This is a genomic window from Alteromonas antoniana, assembly GCF_019249295.1.
GTDB lineage: Bacteria > Pseudomonadota > Gammaproteobacteria > Enterobacterales > Alteromonadaceae > Alteromonas > Alteromonas antoniana.
The window spans coordinates 44,658-65,953 of the sequence record NZ_JAESDH010000025.1; the positions used below are offsets into that span (position 1 = coordinate 44,658).

Annotated in this window: 14 protein-coding genes; 6 read left to right on the forward strand and 8 right to left on the reverse strand. The window is 50.9% G+C overall.

Translation table 11 applies throughout. From position 1 onward, the window contains the following. Window positions 1–45: 45 nt before the first annotated feature. On the forward strand, window positions 46–2,133 hold the full coding sequence (locus tag JKP77_RS17990; RefSeq protein ID WP_218312554.1) for a NosR/NirI family protein: 2,088 nt from the start codon (window positions 46–48) through the stop codon (window positions 2,131–2,133). Between the two features lie 239 nt (window positions 2,134–2,372). Continuing rightward, window positions 2,373–2,819, forward strand: coding sequence for a DUF2721 domain-containing protein (locus JKP77_RS17995; protein WP_218312555.1), 447 nt, complete (start codon window positions 2,373–2,375; stop codon window positions 2,817–2,819). Between the two features lie 175 nt (window positions 2,820–2,994). Here JKP77_RS17995 and JKP77_RS18000 read toward each other — a convergent pair whose 3' ends face one another. The 5 genes from JKP77_RS18000 to JKP77_RS18020 form a co-directional block, all read right to left on the reverse strand. Further along, on the reverse strand, window positions 2,995–4,869 hold the full coding sequence (locus tag JKP77_RS18000) for a sugar phosphate isomerase/epimerase and 4-hydroxyphenylpyruvate domain-containing protein (protein ID WP_218312556.1): 1,875 nt from the start codon (window positions 4,867–4,869) through the stop codon (window positions 2,995–2,997). Between the two features lie 411 nt (window positions 4,870–5,280). Further along, window positions 5,281–5,895, reverse strand: a complete 615-nt coding sequence (locus tag JKP77_RS18005) for a flavin reductase family protein (RefSeq protein WP_338024889.1) — start codon at window positions 5,893–5,895, stop codon at window positions 5,281–5,283. A 394-nt stretch (window positions 5,896–6,289) separates the two neighbouring features. Beyond that, window positions 6,290–7,087, reverse strand: coding sequence for a tetratricopeptide repeat protein (locus JKP77_RS18010; RefSeq protein ID WP_218312558.1), 798 nt, complete (start codon window positions 7,085–7,087; stop codon window positions 6,290–6,292). 126 nt (window positions 7,088–7,213) lie between these two features. After that, window positions 7,214–8,035 carry a DUF4198 domain-containing protein gene (locus JKP77_RS18015; protein ID WP_218312559.1) on the reverse strand — a complete coding sequence of 274 codons (822 nt, stop codon included), beginning with the start codon at window positions 8,033–8,035 and terminating at the stop codon, window positions 7,214–7,216. Continuing rightward, on the reverse strand, window positions 8,032–9,057 hold the full coding sequence (locus JKP77_RS18020) for a PepSY-associated TM helix domain-containing protein (RefSeq protein ID WP_218312560.1): 1,026 nt from the start codon (window positions 9,055–9,057) through the stop codon (window positions 8,032–8,034). Before JKP77_RS18020 ends, JKP77_RS18015 begins: the two co-directional genes overlap by 4 nt. 226 nt (window positions 9,058–9,283) lie before the next feature. On the opposite strand from JKP77_RS18020, the gene JKP77_RS18025 reads away from it, so the two are divergent. Beyond that, window positions 9,284–10,168 (forward strand): LysR family transcriptional regulator, encoded by an 885-nt coding sequence (locus JKP77_RS18025; protein WP_218312561.1) that lies wholly within the window; start codon window positions 9,284–9,286, stop codon window positions 10,166–10,168. Between the two features lie 252 nt (window positions 10,169–10,420). Here JKP77_RS18025 and JKP77_RS18030 read toward each other — a convergent pair whose 3' ends face one another. Continuing rightward, a complete protein-coding gene (locus JKP77_RS18030; protein ID WP_218312562.1) occupies window positions 10,421–12,328 on the reverse strand; it encodes an extracellular catalytic domain type 1 short-chain-length polyhydroxyalkanoate depolymerase in 1,908 nt (635 codons plus the stop codon). A 596-nt stretch (window positions 12,329–12,924) separates the two neighbouring features. Next, a complete protein-coding gene (locus JKP77_RS18035; protein ID WP_218312563.1) occupies window positions 12,925–14,004 on the reverse strand; it encodes a Gfo/Idh/MocA family protein in 1,080 nt (359 codons plus the stop codon). 303 nt (window positions 14,005–14,307) lie between these two features. On the opposite strand from JKP77_RS18035, the gene JKP77_RS18040 reads away from it, so the two are divergent. Then, entirely contained in the window at window positions 14,308–14,883 is a 576-nt protein-coding gene (locus tag JKP77_RS18040) for a flavodoxin family protein (protein WP_218312564.1), read from the forward strand. A gap of 195 nt (window positions 14,884–15,078) precedes the next feature. Here JKP77_RS18040 and JKP77_RS18045 read toward each other — a convergent pair whose 3' ends face one another. Continuing rightward, window positions 15,079–16,374 (reverse strand): OmpP1/FadL family transporter, encoded by a 1,296-nt coding sequence (locus tag JKP77_RS18045; protein ID WP_218312565.1) that lies wholly within the window; start codon window positions 16,372–16,374, stop codon window positions 15,079–15,081. 335 nt (window positions 16,375–16,709) lie between these two features. On the opposite strand from JKP77_RS18045, the gene JKP77_RS18050 reads away from it, so the two are divergent. Together JKP77_RS18050 and JKP77_RS18055 are read left to right on the forward strand one after the other, a co-directional pair. Continuing rightward, complete coding sequence (locus tag JKP77_RS18050; RefSeq protein ID WP_218312566.1) at window positions 16,710–17,591, forward strand: ABC transporter ATP-binding protein; 882 nt, start codon at window positions 16,710–16,712, stop codon at window positions 17,589–17,591. Window positions 17,592–17,602: 11 nt separating this feature from the next. Continuing rightward, a complete protein-coding gene (locus tag JKP77_RS18055) occupies window positions 17,603–21,160 on the forward strand; it encodes an ABC transporter permease/M1 family aminopeptidase (protein ID WP_218312569.1) in 3,558 nt (1,185 codons plus the stop codon). The last annotated feature ends 136 nt before the right edge of the window (window positions 21,161–21,296 follow it).

Genomic DNA, 21,296 nt, shown 5'->3' on the forward strand with positions numbered 1-21,296 from the left:
AGGCCATACCGGCCCGTCTGCTTCCATGAAGCCGGTGTGCTCATTATGCTTCTAACACGCACGTTACTTATTCTCATCTCCCTTTCTCTGCTTGTCAGCGCTGACGCCAACAGCGCCAGTGAAGACGAAATCAAAGCTATTTTCCCAAAGGCTACTGTGATTGGTCCGCCTGATGCGAACTACCCAGTGACACCGGTGTATCAGTTGCACGAGCTGCTTGGCTATGTCTTCGAAAGTAACGATCTTGTCGATTTCCCCGGCTTTTCAGGGGAGCGCGTAAACCTCTTAATTGGCCTTGATACCAGCGGCAATATCCGCGGCATCAGCGTGTTAAACCACCACGAGCCGATATTTTTGCATGGCTTGGGCCCGGCGCCTATGCAGGCTTTTATCGATCAGTACCCCGGCAAAAATGTCAGCAGCAGGGTGATTGTCGATAATGCGGCTAACGACACCAACCCTGATGACAACGTCTATCACGTTGACGGTGTGACCAAAGCGACCGTATCTGTCATCGTGATCAGCGATACCATATTACTTTCATCACTGCAGGTTGCGCGTAAACTCTTATCTGGTTTTTCAGTCGCGCCGCAGGCAACGCCTAAAGACATTTTTACAGAAAAAACCTGGGATACGTTGTTATCTGAGCAGCTGGTAAGCAAATTTACGATTTCCCGCACTGATATGGAGTCGGCGTTAGGCGGCGATTTAGACACCTTCCCCGGTAGTGTTTTCGACACGTCCCGAGACGACGAGCTGACGCTTTACTATGCGTACCTGAATGCGCCGTCTATTGGCCGCAACCTGCTTGGCGAGTCAGAATATCAACGGTTAATGGACACGCTGAAAACCAACGAGCAGGCTTTTTTGGTCATGTCCGACGGATTTATGCAGTATCTCAGCAGCGACTTCAAACCCGGAACCGTTGCTGACACCATAAGCCTGACTCAAGACGCACTGCCGTTTTCTATGCGCGATCTGAACTTTTTCAGCTACGCCGAGCAAACCCTGGCCCCTGACATGCCATCCTTCGATAACCCACAGCTGTTTGTCGTGAATACGCAGTCAGGCTTTAACCCCGGTCAGCCCATGACGTTCACATTGTCTCTGAATATTGCAAAGAACCATTTGTCTCAGGTTCAGGTAACGTTCTCTGATAAATACCAACTGCCGGAGTCTCTTTTCGACATAGCTGAGCCAATAGCAGAGATGATACCTGAACCTGCCTGGGTTCGGGTGTGGAAAGCCCGAATAGCAGAGATTGTCATTCTCAGCATGGGTCTTGTCGTTATTACCCTGATTTTTATTTTCCAGCATCCGCTGTCAGCCCGTACAAAGCTGTTTCACAGCCTGCGCTGGGCCATGATGTTCTATACGCTCTTCTTTGTAGGGTGGTACGCGCAGGGGCAGCTTTCTGTCGTCAATATCTATCCTATTCTGCAAAGCCTCATAGATGGCTTCGATTTAACCATGTATTTGATGGATCCCATTCTTTTTATTCTGTGGAGCTATGTCTTTATCAGCCTGTTTATCGTTGGAAGAGGTGTGTTCTGTGGCTGGCTTTGTCCCTTCGGCGCGATGCAGGAAATGGTAGGTTGGGTGGCGAAAAAGCTGCGTATCCGGCAACTGAAAATATCCTATAAAACACACTCCCGGCTTTGGTGGATAAAGTACGCCATACTGATCGGGCTGGCTATCACCTCGGTGTTTTCCCTGCAACTGGCCGAAGTCGCCTCAGAAGTAGAGCCGTTCAAAACAGCCATCACTCTGCAATTTGTTCGCACCTGGCCTTTCGTTGTTTACGCCGTTCTGTTGCTGGCTGCCGGCCTGTATATGAATAAATTTTACTGCCGTTATGTATGTCCGCTGGGCGCGGGACTTGGCATCCTGGGGTATTTTCACATTGGCGAATGGCTCACCCGCCGCAAAGCCTGTGGCTCGCCGTGCACGATGTGCTACCACAAGTGCGACATCAAGGCGATCACCCCGCAAGGAAACGTGAATTACACAGAATGTGTGCAGTGCCTGGAATGTATTGTTTATTACAACAATGACAATTTATGCCCGCCGCTTAAGAAGGCCAAAAAGACCGGACGCAAACAGCAGGTGATACCGGTAAATGCTGCCCCCTGAAGGCGGGTATCCATCAGTCCGGTTCATGTATATCCACAACATAACGAGGCCGCCGAGCCTGTGTTAATGCGTCAGACTCGGCCACGAAGATATCACTGAACCGGTCTTTCACGAAAAGCATACTGTCACTGTGAGCGGTATCCACCTCTGATGTTTTTAGTAGGAAAATCCGGCAGGTATAAGATGCGTTTTTACTGCCAATGGATTACTGTAACCAAAAAAGCGTTTTTGGTTTTCTCATGTCGTCACTAATTACTTCACTGTCTGCACTGATAGAGCTTTCCGTCGCGCCGGTATTTTTGCTGGCTGGTATCGCCGGATTTTTGAATGTTATGTCAGGTCGTCTGGGCCGCATATCAGACCGTGTACGGGTAGCAGAGCGTCATGTTCACACGCTGACTGATGATGATGAAGCAAAGCGAATGCGTCGCGAAGAGATCCTGGTGCTGTGGCGTCGGGTGAAAGCCATTAACTGGGCTATCGGATTGTGCGTATCATCAGGGCTGATGGTATGTAGTGTGATTATGAGCCTTTTTGCAGGTGAACTGTGGCACATAAACCTGCGCTTACTGGTGGTCACACTTTTTGTTCTGGCAATGGGCCTGCTAATTATGAGCCTGCTGGTATTTCTGGCAGAAGTTCGTCTGGCCACGCGAACTATCAATATCGTTCGCACCATTCGATAATGTCACGTTTGCGTGAAACGCGCGCAATAGTCAGACCATAGAACATCGGGCTCTTCAATCAGGGAGCCCGACATCTGTCGGCTACGTAATGTCTTGCCTTCGCGGCGATGGCTCCATCGCGTCAGACTTCGCCATCGGAAACGGGCTTAGCAGCTCTCTCTGTAAATCAGCGCAGTTATCCGACATTTTGTAACAGGAGCTGTGCCTGATGTCGGGTTGCCGCATTCACTTCACCAAAACCGTGATAATTCTTACGCTGAACAAATTCAAAAAATACGCCATCTACCTCGCGGGTGTAACAGTGAAAATACACACCGTCGCGCATTCGGTCGACAAGTATATTTGCGGATTCCAGCTTATTCAGCAGGCCTTCCTCTACGTCGCCGTGGCGTCGGATACTCTCGTAATAGGTAGCAGGAATAGGTAAAATCACATCCTTATCCAGCGCGCCCGCAACGGCAAAAATATCATCACAAAGAATAGCCAGGTGTTGCATACCGGCAATGCGCTGCGCACCAAAAAGACCGGGAAATCCTGAAGGAACTGACTTACTTAGTACAATGTTATGTGTCACCCGCCCGTTTTCATTTTGCGCTGTGCGGGCTACCACAATCCCCATTGGATCATTAATATCCGGCATCGCAGAAATCGTAAAACCCAGCAACGTTCTGTAAAACAGGTTGGTGGAAAGAAACTCACTGAAAGGCACATAATCTGCCATATGATCGATATGCAGCTTACCGCCAGAAGATACCTTGCTGGTTAGCGGCTGGACCGGTGTAAAGTAGCGATGGAGCAGACTGAAAAACTCATCTTTCGATGAAAAATACACCAGCTTGCCACGATTACTCTTTATTGCCGGTAGCGGCAACTCACCAGCGTGCAAATTGGCCTGATACGGCACGAAGCCATACTGACGGGCGCGCACTACCATCTCTTCGGGTTCACGACAGAAATAGCCAATGGCACAGCTGTCATTACCGGTTGTCACATGGGACGCCTGCGCAAAGCTGTCTGGCTCGCTGTTCACAACAAACGACATGCCATCGAGCTGATAAACATCCACGTCTTTGGATACATGCTGAAAGGTTTTTCTGAATCCGACCGCACGCAGCAGCGGTAAAAATCGTGTGTCTCTGGGGTCGACAGCCAGCTCAATAAAGCCAATGTCTTCCACGCAGGGTTTGGGCAAAATGCTCAGATGAGAATCGTCCCATAGCGGCAATGCATCAGGGCGGCTTTCTACCCGCTGCTCATCAAGCCACAATAACGAACGGCCTCCATCAGAGGCAATCAGATCACAGGACGCGTTGCGCATTTCATCATTAAATATTTCCAGCGATGCATACTGATCGTAGCCTGTTGCCATCAGTGCATCGAAAAATGCGTTCAGTGGCAACTGCCCCTGTCCGGGAAAACACCGGTAATGACGGCTCCACTGAATCAGATCCATCTGCATCCATGGTGCATCCGCCAGCTGAACCAGCGTGATCTTCTCTTTAGGAATGGTACGCAGTGTATTGAGTTCGCTCTTACAGGCAAGAATATGAAACGTGTCCAGTACCACGCCTAATGCAGGATGGTCAGCAAGCTTAACAATGTCCCATGAGGCCTGGTAATCATTAACGTGTTTTCCCCAGGATAACGCCTCATAACCTACCTTAAAGCCTTGCTGACTTGCCATGTCCGCCAGCGACGCAAGATCGTCTGCAGACTGACGGGGAGAATCAATAGTTAACTCAGACACATTGGAGCATACCAGAAGCGTATCGGTTCCCAGCTCTGCCATGGTCTCAAACTTGCGTTTGGCGCGCTCCAGGTTTTTTTCGCGGTGTGAAACAGGCATCGCTTCAAAATCGCGAAACGGCTGTAACGCAATAATTTTCAGATGAAGATCCCGCGCAATTTTTCCGACCTGCGCAGGCGAATACCCCGACAGCAGCAAGTCATTTTCAAAAATCTCAACACCTTCAAACCCTGCACTGGCGATGGCCGCCAGTTTTTTCTCCAAATTTTCAGACAAGGAGACCGTCGCAATAGACCGTTTCACATTAACAACCCTGTTAAAAAAACTGTCGTATATCAGGCATAACATCGTGGCTTCACGCACGCCTGAAACGTAGTAGTCAAAATTAAAACGAAAAGGGCAGACGACGTGTTAGTAGTGTTGTTGTCGTTCAGACAGGTTGAATGCAAGGCAACGGATTTACGTTATGTTATTGTCGCCAGCGCCTGAACCGAGTCTGTCCTGATATGTCGTATTATCCAATTACTCGCCAACAGTCGGACTTCGGGCTGATAAGGGATTGGCAGAGTCGTTGTGTCCTTAAACTCTGCCGGTGAGAAGAGCGGGAATCAGCTCTTCCACTGTTCAAAAATAAGCCAGTGATGCAGGCATTGTCAATGTTTAAATAGTAAACAACCGGTGAAATGACGCCGGAAAATGCCTGCCAGCTACCGGTTAGTCGGGGCGCATCATGACCGATTTTTGCGCCTCCGTGACGGTAAAATAATCTCCGGGACCGCCGCCGCGTAGCAGTGGCTTAGCCTGCGCGGTCTGATAGATACCCTCTTTTAGCATCGCCTTATCGATGTGCACGCCGGTTACCTCACCGAACACCATCCAGGTATCACAGTCATTTCCGTTTTTGTCCGTTAGCCGCAGTATTTGCGTCTTCCGGCACTCCATCACGACCGGACTTTTGGCCACGTGTGGCACCTTGACGGTCGACGAGGTGCGTTTTTCCAGTCCGGCAAGAGTAAATTCGTCTTCACCCGCCTCGACCATCGCGCTGGTCTTATTCATGGCGTCAGCCAAAGGCACCGTAACCAGATTCCAGCAAAACTCACCGGTTTGCTCGATATTTTTCAGGCTGTCTTTGTAGCCCACGCTGGAAAAGCCAATGATAGGAGGCGTGTAATTGAATGCGTTAAAAAAACTGTAGGGTGCAAGGTTCACATTGCCTTGTTCATCCTGTGACGATATCCAGCCAATCGGGCGTGGGGCGATAATCGCGTTAAACGGATCGTGCGGTAAATTATGGCCAGTCGCCGGTTGATAAAAATGATATTTCACAGCTTTTCCTTCAAATATAGGGGCTTGCCAGGCGGTTGAGGCACATCGCCAATGGCGCGCCCCGACTAGGTCTACCCGGATTTTTTCACAGACGCTAATTACGCAGCCAGTTGCCTTGCCTTCCTGCGTTAAGCAGCTCAGGGCTGCGTAAGGCCTGTTCGGCTTCATCGATTATTCGTGAATAGATACCGAATGGAACGGACTTGCGATCAGCTGTAGAGGTCGCCTGAGTGCTCGCTGCACACGATAAAGCCAGCATGATTGCCACGCCGGTCAGAAAGATAAAGAGACAAAGCGATGATAAGTGTACGCCAAAACTATGATGTTCAGGGAAAAGGCGAACCCCATTAAAGTCGTTCGCGCATTTGGTGGGACGACCTGGGTCTGTTGGCGTTTAATTAAAAGAGATGTCCGCCGTGGAAGTCACTCTGATACTACGACAGCCAGGATCGTTTCTGCGACACTGCGCTCTGCCACCGCGGCCATAGGTATCACCGTTCTTGCCGTACATACTATAAATACCTACATCCATCGCCTCAGCCAGACTCATTCCTGTAACGGTGATACGTTCAATCTCCGCAGGACCACGCTCTTTTATCAGCGTTACGGTATTGTCCTTCTCCGCTGCCAGCACCGTAGACTTATTTTCCTCCATCGCTTCCCAGGTCGAAGGGAAGGACTCTGGTGTGACAGGCATTGTTGCCGCAATCTTTTCAATCAGCGAATCAACGTGAGGGTGTTCCAGTTCAACTACTTTTGCCAGCCACTTATCGGTATCCGCTATTGATGCTGAAGACGTGTCAGATCCGCTGAAGTGACGTGCGAGAAAATACGCTGCATTGGCAGAATCAAGGTAGGCGGCCTGCTTAAGGTATTCCAGCGAGCGCTCAGGATCGGCTTCTCTGAGCAAAAGGCCAGCCTTCAGGGCCGATTCCGAATCGTCAAATGTGGCGCCGAATTTAAAATAACGCAGTGCTTCTTCTTTATTCACTTCGGTGCCATAGCCCACCAGGTACATGGTGCCTAAAATGCCGGCGGCGTTGGAGTGGTTGCGGGCATACTTCTTATATTCCATGAAGTAATCTCTGCACGCCTGCGTATCACAGGGTTTAAAATCCAGTTGTGGTGCAGCGCTGACCGCACCTGCAATAAGCATCAAAGAAGCGAAAATAAGTGATTTTGAGATCATCATTGCCATCCATAGGTTGACTCAATATTGATAGCCTAGCAGATGGAAACTTAACCACAACTGAATACCGTGATCGCCATGTGACTTGCAATGTATTGCCGGCGTATCACGCCGGCTCTGCCCGCCGTACTAGCCTGGCAATACTTCAAACACCAGCACGTAACTTCCCCGGCGCTGTTGCGCTGGGGCCGCCGCATTGCTGTCTTCGTATTCGACTTCCAGAAAGTACATGCCGGCATCGTCAAAGGTTAGTGTCAGTGACCCATCCGCATCGGTTGTCATAGTGTCTCCTGACGCTGTATCGCGATAGCGTTCACCCCCTTTCACCAGCGTGGCTGTCGCACCTGCCGCCACATCGTCGCCCATGGTAAAGGTAAACGTGGCAGGCTCGCCCGTGTACACATCGTTCGGATGAGTGCCACCAGACAACACCAGGCCTTTACCTTTGGTATGCAGCAGTTCGAAACTGGGCGCTCCCGATGTCACGAACACATTGGCCTGAGAGTAATAATCAACCACCTCAACATCGGTAGCATTGTCTGGCAGTGCCGCTTTCAGGGACGCAGCATCCCCCGTTTCACCTCGTCCTGGCCAGCGATGCGACTCACCATCAGGGGTTTTCCAGCTTGCCCGCAGCGAGGCCGACTGCATCCCGACCCGGTAGGTGCCACTCTGTGCCAGTGTCAAATCGAACACCGAGCGGTAACGTAGCTTATGCGCTGACTCAAGCTCCATCTCAGTACCGTCGGGCGCTGTGGCGGATATGCGCGAGAGCGGCATCGCGAAATGATCGGGTACAAACATTTGATTCGCAATCGCCGCATCAAACGTGACCGTTTCGTCCTGCCCCGAGACTGCCGTGACAGAGGGCTTTATCCACATTCTGTGGGCATGACTTGCGGTACTTGTCATCAACGCCAGCGCTATTGCCGGAATCATTATCTTTTTCATTTATCTGTCTCCGTGTTTAAAGCTACAAAACTGATCTCTGACGTACCCTGGACTTTAAGGTTTTGTGTACCGGTAAAAGGAATTGAAAATTCAACCTGAACCACTTCACGTCCCCCCAGTTCTCTGGCTGCTTCAACATTCAGTTGGTAAGTACCAGGTGCGAGCGACGCCAGCGCGTTCGTGATATCCAGCAGTTCGGTTCCCGGGCGTCGGGTTGCGCCACTGACACCATCTATCGGAAACGACAGCCTACGCCCGCCTTTGCGCCACCATGTCCGCAAATCCTTAAGCCATTTCTCGCCTTCATTGTTTTTCAAATCGGTGTCATACCACAGCGCAATATCTTTCACCCGCTGCCGGTTTTCATCCGCTATCCACACCGCCACGTAGGGTGGGTGATATTCCGCAACGGCAAGGCGGGGCAGTTTGATCTCAAGGGTTGTAGCGGCGTTGGCATGTGCAGGTAAAATAAACAACACCGGAAGCACAATACCCAGCGCAATCAGAGGCCAGGTAGACTTACGCCCCTTTGCGTAGCGTTTAAGCAATAAAAAGCCGGTAATGCTGAAAACAATACAGGCCACAGAAAATACATCCATAAACAGGCTCCAGGAAAACGGCGTATTTCGCCCTTTGTGAAGATCATTAAAATACGCAACCATGCCGCGGTTGGCGCGCTCCATAAAAAAGTCACCGGTCTCAGCATCTATCGAAAACCAGCGGTCAACGCCAGGGCCAGGCATGGCCACATAAAGCTCATACTCGCTCCATTCTACCGACATGCGGGAGGGAAGAGATTGTCCGGTACTGGCCTGATACCAATCTCGAAACGCTGGGGTAAACCCCTGATTCGCAAACACTGTTGCCCGTATGTCGTCAGGTACTACCAATGCCCATTCTTTTACGACGGGTTCACTGGGAATTTTTTCCGCATGGTTTAGAGTAATCCCGGTAGCGGCAAAAAGAAGCATGCCGGCCAGGCAGATGGCAGAACTGACCCAGTGCCAGTTTCGAATGTTCATTACGTGTCTTTTGAATGAGGGCATAACCTGGTTGCACCGTGTTTCGCGCGCTGTATTCATCTTCACCTTCACAGTACGAACTGAGAGAAAAATATAGAAAGAGGTTTACAGGCGGCTGAAAAGTATTACAGAATAAATGCGAATAATTATTATTAAGGATAATCTTAAGTGAGCGAAGGGACAAACGCTTTTTACTTAAGATTACATTCAAACAGGCTTTATAATTATGAATGTTAAATTACTGCGCTCGTTACAGGTTTTCGTCAAAGTCGCAGACACCGGCAATATGAGCGTAGCGGCAAAATCGTTACACATGACTGTGTCGGCGATCTCTCAACAGTTAAGGAAGCTTGAGCAGGATATTGGCCTGAGTTTGTTTAACAGAAACACCCGCAATCTCAGTCTGACCGAGGCCGGTGGCATTTATTACCGTACCAGCGTCGAACTGCTGAACACTGCCGAACGTGCGCACAGAGAAATTGAGCAACTTCAGCTGGTGCCTACCGGCGAGCTGAAAATCATTGCCCCTGAAGGGTTCGGGGGCGGCTTGCTCAGCCAGCCTTTGCAAACCCTGACCCGCGACTTTCCAAAAATCTCTATTTCACTTACTGTCACCGACGAACCTACAGATATCATCGCGTCGGGTACCGATTTGCTGATTTGTTTTGAGCCCATGTCTGATTCCAACTACACAACCTGGCATCTGGCAACATGGGAGCGGGTTCTGTGCGTGGCTAAAGGTCACCCGTTGGCAGATGCTGAGCTAAACAGTCCTGAAGATTTAGATCCGCATTGCCATATCGTGCACCGTCACATTGAAGACTATGTGGTTCGCGGTCCGGAAAAGCGGGAAGTGCCGCTGCCAAAAACCCGCCTGGACGTGAATTCGATGCAGACGATGATCCAGCTTACCAAAGACGGTATCGGTTACGCTGTTTTACCAGAGCCGGAAATCAGACATTGTCTGGAGGACGGTAGCCTTGTGCAGATTTTGTCTGAGTGGGAACTGCCCAACTACAACGTTTATGCGGTGACGCCGAAACAGGATTCCGTTCCAGCAAAAATTCAGACCGCGATTGGCTGTCTGCAGGACTGGTTCTCGACCATTTAATTGTAGGTATCCGCTACTCGCTAAAAGTCTTAAGGCAGGGTATTGCAAGGCCAGCCACGAAGATGAGGTAGCGCGCGAAGCGGCAGTTTCTGCTAAACCGGTATAGCAACTCTTCAGACCCAATCGAATGACGATAGACCGGTGCGGCTCTCTCTTTACTCACTGCAGCCATCAGAAAAGCGTAAAAATAAAGCCCTGAGTGATCACTCAGGGCTTTTTTATTTCAACGAAAGTCATTTCTTATCGGCTGATTCAGGGGCAACTGCCTGCAAACCAGACTTCGCCGTCAAGCGATGACAACGTGCTGTTACCCCACGTTGAGCCACTTAGCGGATCGTCAGAGCCTTGCGCAAAGTAATCAGGAAAATAGTAATTCCCGGTACTGTACGCGCGCCCCGCTACCTTATGGTAGTAATTGGCCGTGGTGTAGCTGGCGCAATCATCGCTGTCACCATCATCGCCGCCACTACCTGGTTCTCCGCCGGAACCGGCTGATCCGCTGCAAGCCTGAACGGGCCCTGCACAGCTGTTGTCATTGTCCTGCCACTGACATTGCCCGGAGCCAGTCTCAACTTCATTCAGTTTGAAGGGGTCCGACGCATATTCAAGGTAGCAGTTGGAATAGTTAACATAATCAAGCCGTCCAGCTGCAATATGGGCATCCAGGTTGGCTGTCACACCCGCATCTACCGTGAACGTCAGCGTTTCTGAGGCAGACAGGTTCGTAGCGTCAGTTGCGGTAACAGTTACGCTTTGTTGTCCGCCAGCCAGGCCGCAGGCCGACGCGGTAAAAAAGGTTCCGGAGACTAATCCGCTAACCGTTTCTGTCGCGAACGCCACGGTAACAGATGACAGGTTTTGATTGATGTCGACAACTTCACCATTCACCTCTGCACATTGTGCCGACACCACTATCTGCACGTTGCTGAGTGTTGGCGCGGTGTCCGGCGGTGGAGGTCCGATCCGGATACTGTCCGTTGCTGTTTCTGAAGTAGCACCCTCATTGTCAGTCGCGTTAACGCTGACAAAATACAGCGCATCAGGCAGCGTTGCCGTGGTCAGGCTAAAGGCACCATTATTCAGGCTCTGGGTATCGTATTGATACAGGTTGTCGGCATCATCGCGAAACTGAACAAACACCGTATCCACGCTACCATCACTGTCACTTACCTGGCCGGAGACAGTGACCTGACTGTTCGTCTCAGACAGCGATAATGTTGTAACCTCCGGCGGGTTATTTCTGTTCACTCTCGCATTATTTTCAAGAAAATACTGACCCAGATACATCGCATAGTTGATGCCATTACCATTGATATAAGAGCCAGACGCGCCCTGACCTCCCGACCAGGCATGATCAATTCCATTTAGCCAGATCATAGATACCCGGCCGTCTTCCCAAAGATACTCATCAGCGGTGCGGCTACCACTGCCAATTACCGTAGAGCCCGGCAGCTCATTCACACCATAAACAGCAGCCATACCTTCGGCGTTTTGCCGGTTGTAGCACTGATCCACAGTCGTATCGGCGTCGCCATGCGCGATCGACGCTATTTGCGTATTCAACGCACTACTGTAGCTGCCGGCGTACTGCTGACATCGCTGGGCGACATTTGCATATTCACAACTTCCGATAGCGCCGCTTGAGCTGGTACCGATACTCGGACCTGCGCTGACACCGACACCGGCAAATACATCCGGCGCAATGCACGCGGTAGTGTTAGCAAAGGCGGCTCCGGATGACAGTCCGGCAATGTATACCTGGTCAGAATCAATGTTATAGGCTGAATCGGCACTCAGGGTGTTGGCCAGAGAGATGAGGTTTTGGTAATCGCCGCTGTTGCGGGATTTGGTGCCCTGCCAGTATGACCAGCAGCTGAACCCGGCTTTGTTCATCGCGTCCGGCACCGCGACTACCATGCCATAAGCGTCTGCAGCATCTTCCAGGTTTGCCGTAAGGTAGGCATCAATCGACTGAGTGCATCCATGCAACACCACCAGCAAAGCTCGTCCGTTTCCTACTGACGATACGCCATCCGGGGTATAGATATGTACGTTGTTGAAGCCGCCGACAGACTGATTATTCTGCCAGCTTCCTGCGTAAGTTGACTGTGCCATCAGGCCCAGCCACAGCAGGGAGATCATTCGAACTACATTTTTCATTGCACGCCCTCGCGTTAATTAAACGTGAATGAATTGTTGTATTTTTGTTCAACTCTGGCTCTAGTACTATCGTACTATGTAGCGCTTAAGGGCATGCTGCGCGCGAGTTAGCAACACTGATCTGACCAATAGAAAGCATGCTTAGCTCAGCGCGTAGATCAGGCTCTGACGCTCGACCAGCAAAATGGGGCGATCACTTTTTTAACCAGTGCACCGGAGCGTCTGCCCCTGGGTTTGGTGCGATACTCCTTGCGCGCCTGAGGCGGCTGTTCTTCTTTTGCCCCTGACACAGTAGCCGGTGGATAAGGCCTTCGCACCTCAACATGTCGCCGCCTTCGATAGCTTGAGGGAGTTACGGGGGTAGAATAGGTCATGTGGCGTTCCTGTTGCGCAGATAAAGTCTGCTATTTTCTACGCCACCAAATTTTAATCAGATTCTGCCACGATAAAGTTTAATGTTAGGCATGTGATCACAGCATCCGTATCGCAGGATATAGTGAAATACGCCGCTTAGCTGGCGTTGTCTGGCAAAGACTAACGCCGATACTGACAGCGTCAATACTCGCTGAGTGGTCCTGTACTTCTTTTCAACTTCTCTATAGCGTTACCGTTTTACCAGATGCTGCCGCATCGAAAATTGCCGTTACGATACGAATATCTCGCATGCCTTCTTCACCGGATACCAGCGCCGGGCCACGCCCTAAAATGGCCAGTGCGTCGTTATCCATCTGCAGCGTCTGCTGCATTCCCTCAATAGCCGGAAAGCGTCTGCCGTCACTGGTAGTGGCAACGACACCGGAGTAAGACTGCATGGGTTTAAGCTGGTAACTGCCACTTTCGCAGGTGGCTTTTAAGCGGTTGAAAGATTTCACCACACTGGTTCCGCCATCGGCCACCAGCCCATCACCAAAATCCAGCGTAAACAGCGTAGTATCATCGACTTCCTTAAACGCCGGATGTTCTTTGAGAATTTGTCCGGTCACGGAGACAGGCTCGCGGCGGGTAATAAATCTGGCACCATTGATAGCATACACACCCATATCGTAAAGCGCGCCGCCGCCCATGGCTTTCTGCATTCGCCAGTTATCCTGTGGCATACCGTTTCCGCCGTAACCGGCAAAGCTTTCAAGCGCAGTCATTTTTCCGTACGGTGTGGTGGCGGCGTACCCTGCCATACGACGGGTATTGGGTTCGTGCTGCATACGGTAACCGATGGACAACATCACATTATTCTTGTTACAGGCGTCAATCATTGCCTGACACTCTGCCTCGTTCATCGCCATTGGCTTCTCGCACCACACATGTTTTCCGGCATTCGCCGCTCTGATGGAGAAATCTTTGTGCGTACCCGTTGGCGTGACGACATAAATCACATCGATATCCGGGTTATTGGCTATCTCATGCATGGTGTCGTAGGAGTAGACGTTTTTATCCGGGATCCCGTACTTTTTCTGCCAGCGCGGCACTTTCTCCGGGCTACCGGTAATAATGCCACGTAACTCACAGTGCTGCGTGGACTCAAGCGCAGGTGCCAGCAGGTTGGTGCTGTAGCCACCAAGCCCAAGCAAGGCAACACCCACTTTACGTGGAGGCGTTGCGGCATGAATAAGCGGGGAGGTCAGCACTGCGCTGGCCCCCATCAACTGTATAAAGTGACGGCGGGTTAACCCTGACATAGCAATCTCCGTAACGAAGTTTTTCGGCGTATTGTGCGCAGCAACGCGGTTCAAAGATCCCTGCGCAAGCACAATTCCTGCCCTCTGCCCAACGTATTACAGTTCGACACATCTGCACAGCAGGGCGGCAGCATTGACAATATTTGATTTGTATTACGATACGATCTCACCAGAGGATTAACAGTGAAGGCGGTTTATGAATTATGCGCCTCAAATGGCGATTTATCGTTTTTTCGCCATACCACTAATCGCTTTTACCGCTTTGCCGCGTATTGAATGACAATTAAATAACAGGAGAGAAATATGAAAATTGCGGTGGTTTTTCACAGCGGCTATGGTCACACCAAAAAGCTGGCAAACGCGTTCTTTGAAGGACTGAAGGCCCATGACAGCGCAACATCCACGCTAATCGAGATCAATGAAGACGGTGAGATTAACGACGATGAATGGGGTGTGCTGGACGACGCAGACGCAATTATTTTCGGCTCTCCCACATACATGGGGATGGCTTCCTGGCAGTTCAAAAAGTTTGCTGATGCGTCCAGTAAGCGCTGGTTTGAGGATACATGGCGCAACAAGCTGGCCGGTGGCTTTACCAATTCCGCGTCAATGAATGGTGATAAGCACTCTACGCTTCACTATTTCATTACCCTGGCGATGCAGCACGGTATGGTGTGGGCTGGCATGGGTATGAAGGCCGCGAACACCAAAGATGCCAAACGTGACGATATCAATTATGTCGGGGCATTTTCCGGCCTAATGGCGCAATCACCGCAGGACGCATCTGTGGAAGAGTCACCCACGCAGGGTGATCTGGATACGGCGAAAGCCTATGCTGACCGCATTGTTGAAGTCACTACGACGTGGGCAAACAAGTAAGCGGCCTGTCACAGGTTGTCATGGTTGATAACCTGAATGGTTGTACCTTCACAATCCTCTTAACAACAAAAGCCCCGCAAGTGATGCTTGCGGGGCTTTTTTTCGCTTGTGGTGATACAGGAATCAGAGTGTCATCACACGCTACATCCTGAAAATCACCCAGTCTGCCACCTCATTATGAGACGGCAGAGGCAATTAGAAGCGTGTGTTGTACTGCACACTTAAGATATGTGCAGATGCATGCTCGGTTGCTGTCAGGTCGCTGACAACAGTTCCCAGCGCTTCCGTTTGTAGTGCACGCTGCTGACTTACATTGGCATCACGGCCTTTCAGATAGGCATAGCCAGCATCAATGGTGCTGTCTTCGTTCAGCTGGTACGTAGCTCCCACTGTTACCCAGTGGCGATCAGTATCAGGAATACTCAGTGAACGGTGAGCAAATGAGACCGCACCTTCATCGTAAGCATAGCCTGCCCGCAGGGTCAGTTCGTCGCTGTAAACGTATGTCGCACCGACACTCAGACGCCAGGTATTCTCAAAATCTTCCTGCTTGATAAGCAAATCCATGCCGCTTTCCAGTTCGGCTTCCAACTTATCAAACGTGCTCCATTCGGTATGGTTTGCACTGACCTGTACCGACCATTTTTCATCGATGCGGTGATTGACAGCAAATTCGGCAATCGCGGCCAGATTCAGTCCCAGTGCACCACCCTGATTCAGCGCGGGAATAAGGTCAGACTCGACATCGCCTTCCAAGTCCAGTTTGGTTTCTGCGCGATAGCTCAGTGCAATGTCAGTTTGCTCACTGGCTTGCCAGAAAACACCTACGTTCCAGCCATAGCCCCAGTCATCACCTTCCAGACGCAGAATAGTCGCATTGCCGGGCACCGCGCCCTGGCTGATAGCACCAATTGCCTGTGGCGTTGCCGTACCAATTTCGGCCTCTGCGTAGGTAGCACTTAGTCCCAGGCCGATATCCAGCGTGTCTGTGAGGCTGTACGATACGGCAGGGTTAATCGTCATGGTGATCACTTCTGCGCGATCTGCAAAGTGCAGTGCATTAAAGCTGTCACTGTAGTCTGTGGCCAGACCGTAATTGGCAAATACGCCAAGACCTACTGACACTTTGTCGTTGATTGGGCGGGTGTAAAACGCCGAAGGAATAACTGCGCTTTCGGCGATATCGTCTTCGTTCGCTTCTAATGGAATTTGCGCATCGCCAACGGTCGTGACAACGTCACCTTTGATATCTACGTTTGGCATGATGTAGTTAAGCGCAAAGCTGAATTCAGCTTCGTCAAACTGAGAAATAGCTGCCGGATTGGTTGCCAGAATTGAAGCATTCTCAGGCGTTGCCGCCTGACCCGCGAAAGCACGGCCAAGACCATTCGCACTGTGTTCATTTACCTGAAAGCCTGCCGCCAGAGAAGACGCGGACACTGTACCAAGTGCGATACATACCGACGTTCTGAGTAACAACGTTTTATTCATAAACCACTCTATTGATGGGGTGCAGCGTGCTGCACGAAAAATGGATAGCAACGCATTTCCCTAAGGGATACTTACGCTGCCAGGATACGTTTTGATGATACGGCCGCATTCTAAAGGAGGGTCAGACCAGGTTTCAATCTACACACCGACAAAACCGTTAACTTCGTCGCTAGTTTTGACATTTTCGCAACATTTGCGCATTAAATTCATACTTTTCGCGCAATATCTAAACTACTGCACAACCACCTTTTGCACTTTGTTACAAAGCCGCCATTAACAGGTTGCGAATAAGAGCGTAGGCTGGGAACTTAACAATAAAAAACAAAGGAATGACCATGCTCAGCATTAACGGCCTTACCAAAACCTATCCCAACGGAGTAAAAGCGCTCAACGGCATTAACCTGGCGATCCCAAAAGGGATGTTCGGCCTGCTCGGTCCAAACGGCGCGGGAAAGTCCTCGCTGATGCGAACCATTGCAACACTACAGACACCAGACACCGGTTCGATTCAGTTTGACGACATCGATGTACTGGCCGACCCCAATGGGTTACGACAGCGCCTGGGCTATCTTCCTCAGGATTTTGGGGTGTATCCACGCATCAGCGCGGAAAAACTCCTTGATCACTTGGCCGTGTTGAAGGGGATCAGCAACAAATCCGATCGCAAAGAGGCCGTGGAAAGTCTGCTGGTTCACACCAACCTGTGGCAGCACAGAGATAAGGCTGTCAGTGGTTACTCTGGCGGTATGCGTCAGCGTTTCGGTATTGCACAGGCCCTGCTTGGCGATCCTGACCTGATCATCGTGGATGAACCTACTGCCGGTCTGGACCCCGAAGAGCGCAACCGCTTTCATAACCTGCTGGTAAGTCTGGGTGAAGAAAAAGTCATTATCCTGTCTACACATATTGTTGATGATGTGTCTGAGCTATGCCCGAAAATGGCAGTACTGGGGCAGGGCCAGATTCTGCTGGAGGGTAACCCGGTCAGCCTGACGCATGAACTAAAAGGTCGCATCTGGCGCAAGCAGGTCAGTCAGGAAGAGTACCGCGAGCTCGAGCAACATCTGAACATCATTTCTGCCCGCCTGATTGCCGGAAAGCATGTTATCCATGTTATGGCAGATACGCCACCAGAAGGATTTGAGCAGGCTCCGGCGAACCTTGAAGACGTCTATTTCTCTACGCTGCATAACAGCCGCGCTGCGACAGCCGCGTAAGGAGAGCAATGATGTTTTTAAACAGCCTGACTTTTGAATGGCGATATTATCTTCGCCAGCCCTCTTTTTACGTCACTATGCTGGCGTTTTTCCTGCTGCCCTTTATGGCCACGACCACTGACAATGTGCGCATTGGTGGCGGCGGTAACGTGCTGTACAACGGCTCGTTTGCGATTACCCAGACAACGCTGATTATGGGAATTTTTGCACTGTTTCTGCTGGTGAACTTTGTTTCCGGCACGGCTACCCGCAATCATTCCAGTAACATGGGGGAGCTGGTCTATACGCGCCCCATTACGCCGTTATCCTACCATTTAGGCCGTTTCTTCGGTTCCAGCCTGGTAAGCCTTGTCGTGTTTGCCATGGTGCCGATTGGCATTTTGCTGGGCTCGCTGATGCCATGGGTTGATCAGGAGCGGATAGGGCCAACCGATCTCAGTTTTTATCTGACAACGTTTTTCTATTTCTCCGTGCCCAGCATGCTGGCGCTCGGCATGATTTTTTATGCCATTGCGCAGCGTCTACGCTCTATGATGGCGGCATACCTGGTGGCGATGGGGATTTTCATTTTCTATCTGATTAGCGGCGTCGTCACGTCCGAACCGGAATACCGGACTATTGGCGCGTTGCTTGACCCCTTTGGTCTTCGCACTTACGCCGAGATTACCCGCTACTGGACGGTATTTGATAAAAACACCGCGGTGGTCTCACTGGAAGGGGTATTGCTGCAGAACCGCCTTATCTGGCTGGGAATAGGCGCTGTAATTCTGGCTACAGTTGGTAGCATTTATCAGATGCACTGGCAGCAGAAAACCCGCAAAGAGAAGCCGACAAAAGCCGCTAAAATTCCGCCACCCAAAGCGCTGAACTTAACCATTAAATCTCACGATGGCGGCCAGTTCGGCAAACTCCTTACCCGCATTGGTTTTGAAATGCGACAGGTGATGTTCAGCCCGGCGCTAATCGTGCTGATGATCTTCACACTGTTTAACCTCTCTGCGGTGTATTTTGTGCCGATTGGCGGCATCTACGGTACCCCTGACTGGCCGCTGACCTACAAAATGGTAGAGTTCATTCGCGACAGTTACGGGTTAATGATGCTCATCGTCATCACCTATTACAGCGGCGAAATCGTGTGGCGCGAGCGTGGCTCAGGCATGGGCGACATTGTTGATGCCACACCGGCTTTCAATCTGGTGTTCTGGGTATCCAAACTGTTAGCGATGTGGGCGGTAACTGCCCTGTTGTTCGCTATCGGCATCGCCTTTACCATAGTCTTCCAGGCCACACAGGGCTACTTCGACTTTGATTTAAGTACCTATCTGACCGGCGTGTATTTCGTGTCGTGGGTGCCGTGGGCTTTACTGGCCGTACTGGCGTTCTTTATTCAGGTGTTAAGCCCGAATAAATTTGTCGGTATGCTGTTGTTTGTCGCCTACTTCATTGTCAGCCTGGTGTTTGCCGAGCTTGGTCTGGAGCACCACATGTGGAGCTTCTCTGATGCCCCGCAGGTACTGTACTCAGACTTAAACGGCTGGGGCTGGTTCTTAGGACCATTTGCCTGGTATATGCTGTACTGGACGGCGCTCTCGCTGGCATTATTCACCATTGGTTATGCCATGTGGCAACGGGGACCGGAAGTCTCACTGAAACATCGCTTCAAGTTGTTGGGATATCAGCTGGGGACCTCCGGGAAAGCCGTACTGGCAGTCAGCCTCATGGTGTTTGTTCTTACCGGTGGTTACATTCATTACAACACCAAAGTGTTGAATAACTACCTCACACAGGATGAAGGCTTCGAACTTCAGGCCGAGTACGAGCGTAAATTCAGTGAGTTCGAGGATGATGTGATCCCGGTAGTTACCCGCGTGAACGCGAACGTGGACATATTCCCGGAAGCACGTCGTATCGAATCCTCTGCAGAAATCACTGTCAGTAACCCGTTTGATACACCGATTACACGGACTCTCATTTCCGTCCCTCAGTTCACAACACAGTGGGATGTGCAGCTGCCCGGTGCGACCATTACCGAGCGATTTGATGATTTATCTGCCGCGTGGATGACTTTCGACGAGCCGCTTGAGCCTGGCGAAACACGCGACGGCACCATAACCGTTCTGCGCGAGCATAAAGGTTTTAAAGACGGAAACTTTGACTTGCAGGTTGCCCAGAACGGTACCTTTATCAATAACTATTCGCTGTTTCCCTCGTTCGGGTTTAACTCGCAGTTCCTGATTGCCGATCGCCACGAGCGTCGCAAACGCGACCTGCCGGAGCGCCCCCGAGCTTATAAACTGGAGGACAGCTCTCGCTACGCGGAAAGCGGCTTTGGCAAAGGTGTCACCTTTATCGACTTTGAGACAACGGTATCCACCAGCGGTGATCAGATAGCCATCGCGCCTGGGTACCTGCAACGAGAGTGGCAGGAAAACGGACGCAACTACTTCCATTACAAAATGGACGCGCCCATCGTGAATTTCTTCTCTTACCTCTCAGCTCGCCATGATGTGAAGCGGGATGTTCATGATGGTGTGAATATCGAGGTGTACTATCATCCCGAACACTACTGGAACGTCGATGTGATGGTGCAAAGCGTGAAGGATTCGCTGGATTACTTCACCGATGCGTTTGGTCCGTACCAGCATCGTCAGATGCGTATTATTGAGTTCCCCGGATACCGCTCGTTCGCGCAGAGCTTTGCGAATACGGTGCCGTACTCGGAAGAAATTGGCTTTATTGCTGACTTGCGAGACCCGGAGGATATCGACTATGTGTATTATGTGACGGCGCACGAAGTGGCTCACCAGTGGTGGGGACATCAGGTAGGTGCGGCGAATGTGCAGGGCCAGTCGATCATCATCGAAAGTTTGTCTCAGTACAGCGCCATCATGGTACTGCGTGAACGCTTTGGTGAAGAAAAGATGCGTCGGTTCCTGAAGTACGAACTGGACCGTTACCTTCGTGAAAGGGGTAACGAGCTGATTGAAGAGATGCCGTTTATGCGCAGTGAAAACCAGCAGTATATTCACTATCGCAAAGGCTCTGTGGTAATGATGGCAATTCTCGACAGGTTAGGCGAAGAACGCGTAAACACAGCACTGAAAAACTTCCTTAATGAGTATAAGTTCAGCAACAATCCGTATCCGACAACGCTGGATCTTCAGGCTGCACTCAACGCGCAGGCTACAGAAGAAGAGCAGCAGTTTATTGCGGACCTGTTTGAGCGCATCACCCTGTACGACCTGAAAATGCCGTCAGCCGACATGCAGGAAACGGAAGACGGCAAATTTGAAGTAACCATGACCGTATCGGCAGCGAAATACGAGGCCGATGGCGCTGGTCGCGAAACCGAAGGCGAGGTTGATGAGTACATTGATATCGCGCTTTTCACCGGCGATCCGGAAGATGTGTCAGGCGATACCAGGGTGCTGTATAACCAGAAACACAAGCTGACCACCGGCGAAAATACCGTCACGGTAACCGTAGCGGAAAAGCCCGCCTACGTCGGCATTGACCCGTTCGTCAAGATGATTGACCGGGACAGTGGCGATAACGTGATCCAGCTGTAAGAGCAACCAGTCGGTCGTTGCTATAAATGCGTCGTCCGGCTGTTGGACGTTTAACAGATTGTGTCGTCCTAATATAGGTTGACAGTTATTAGGCCAGCTCTCGAAGCTGGCCTTTTCTATTGTGCACTGCGTTAGG

Excerpts from the sequence above, each read along its gene's own strand:
- JKP77_RS17990 (WP_218312554.1), top strand. The coding sequence starts at position 46 with ATGCTTCTAACACGCACGTTACTTATTCTCATCTCCCTTTCTCTGCTT.
- JKP77_RS17995 (WP_218312555.1), top strand. The coding sequence starts at position 2,373 with ATGTCGTCACTAATTACTTCACTGTCTGCACTGATAGAGCTTTCCGTC.
- JKP77_RS18010 (WP_218312558.1), bottom strand. The coding sequence starts at position 7,087 with ATGATGATCTCAAAATCACTTATTTTCGCTTCTTTGATGCTTATTGCA.
- JKP77_RS18015 (WP_218312559.1), bottom strand. The coding sequence starts at position 8,035 with ATGAAAAAGATAATGATTCCGGCAATAGCGCTGGCGTTGATGACAAGT.
- JKP77_RS18020 (WP_218312560.1), bottom strand. The coding sequence starts at position 9,057 with ATGAACATTCGAAACTGGCACTGGGTCAGTTCTGCCATCTGCCTGGCC.
- JKP77_RS18025 (WP_218312561.1), top strand. The coding sequence starts at position 9,284 with ATGAATGTTAAATTACTGCGCTCGTTACAGGTTTTCGTCAAAGTCGCA.
- JKP77_RS18030 (WP_218312562.1), bottom strand. The coding sequence starts at position 12,328 with ATGAAAAATGTAGTTCGAATGATCTCCCTGCTGTGGCTGGGCCTGATG.
- JKP77_RS18035 (WP_218312563.1), bottom strand. The coding sequence starts at position 14,004 with ATGTCAGGGTTAACCCGCCGTCACTTTATACAGTTGATGGGGGCCAGC.
- JKP77_RS18040 (WP_218312564.1), top strand. The coding sequence starts at position 14,308 with ATGAAAATTGCGGTGGTTTTTCACAGCGGCTATGGTCACACCAAAAAG.
- JKP77_RS18045 (WP_218312565.1), bottom strand. The coding sequence starts at position 16,374 with ATGAATAAAACGTTGTTACTCAGAACGTCGGTATGTATCGCACTTGGT.
- JKP77_RS18050 (WP_218312566.1), top strand. The coding sequence starts at position 16,710 with ATGCTCAGCATTAACGGCCTTACCAAAACCTATCCCAACGGAGTAAAA.
- JKP77_RS18055 (WP_218312569.1), top strand. The coding sequence starts at position 17,603 with ATGTTTTTAAACAGCCTGACTTTTGAATGGCGATATTATCTTCGCCAG.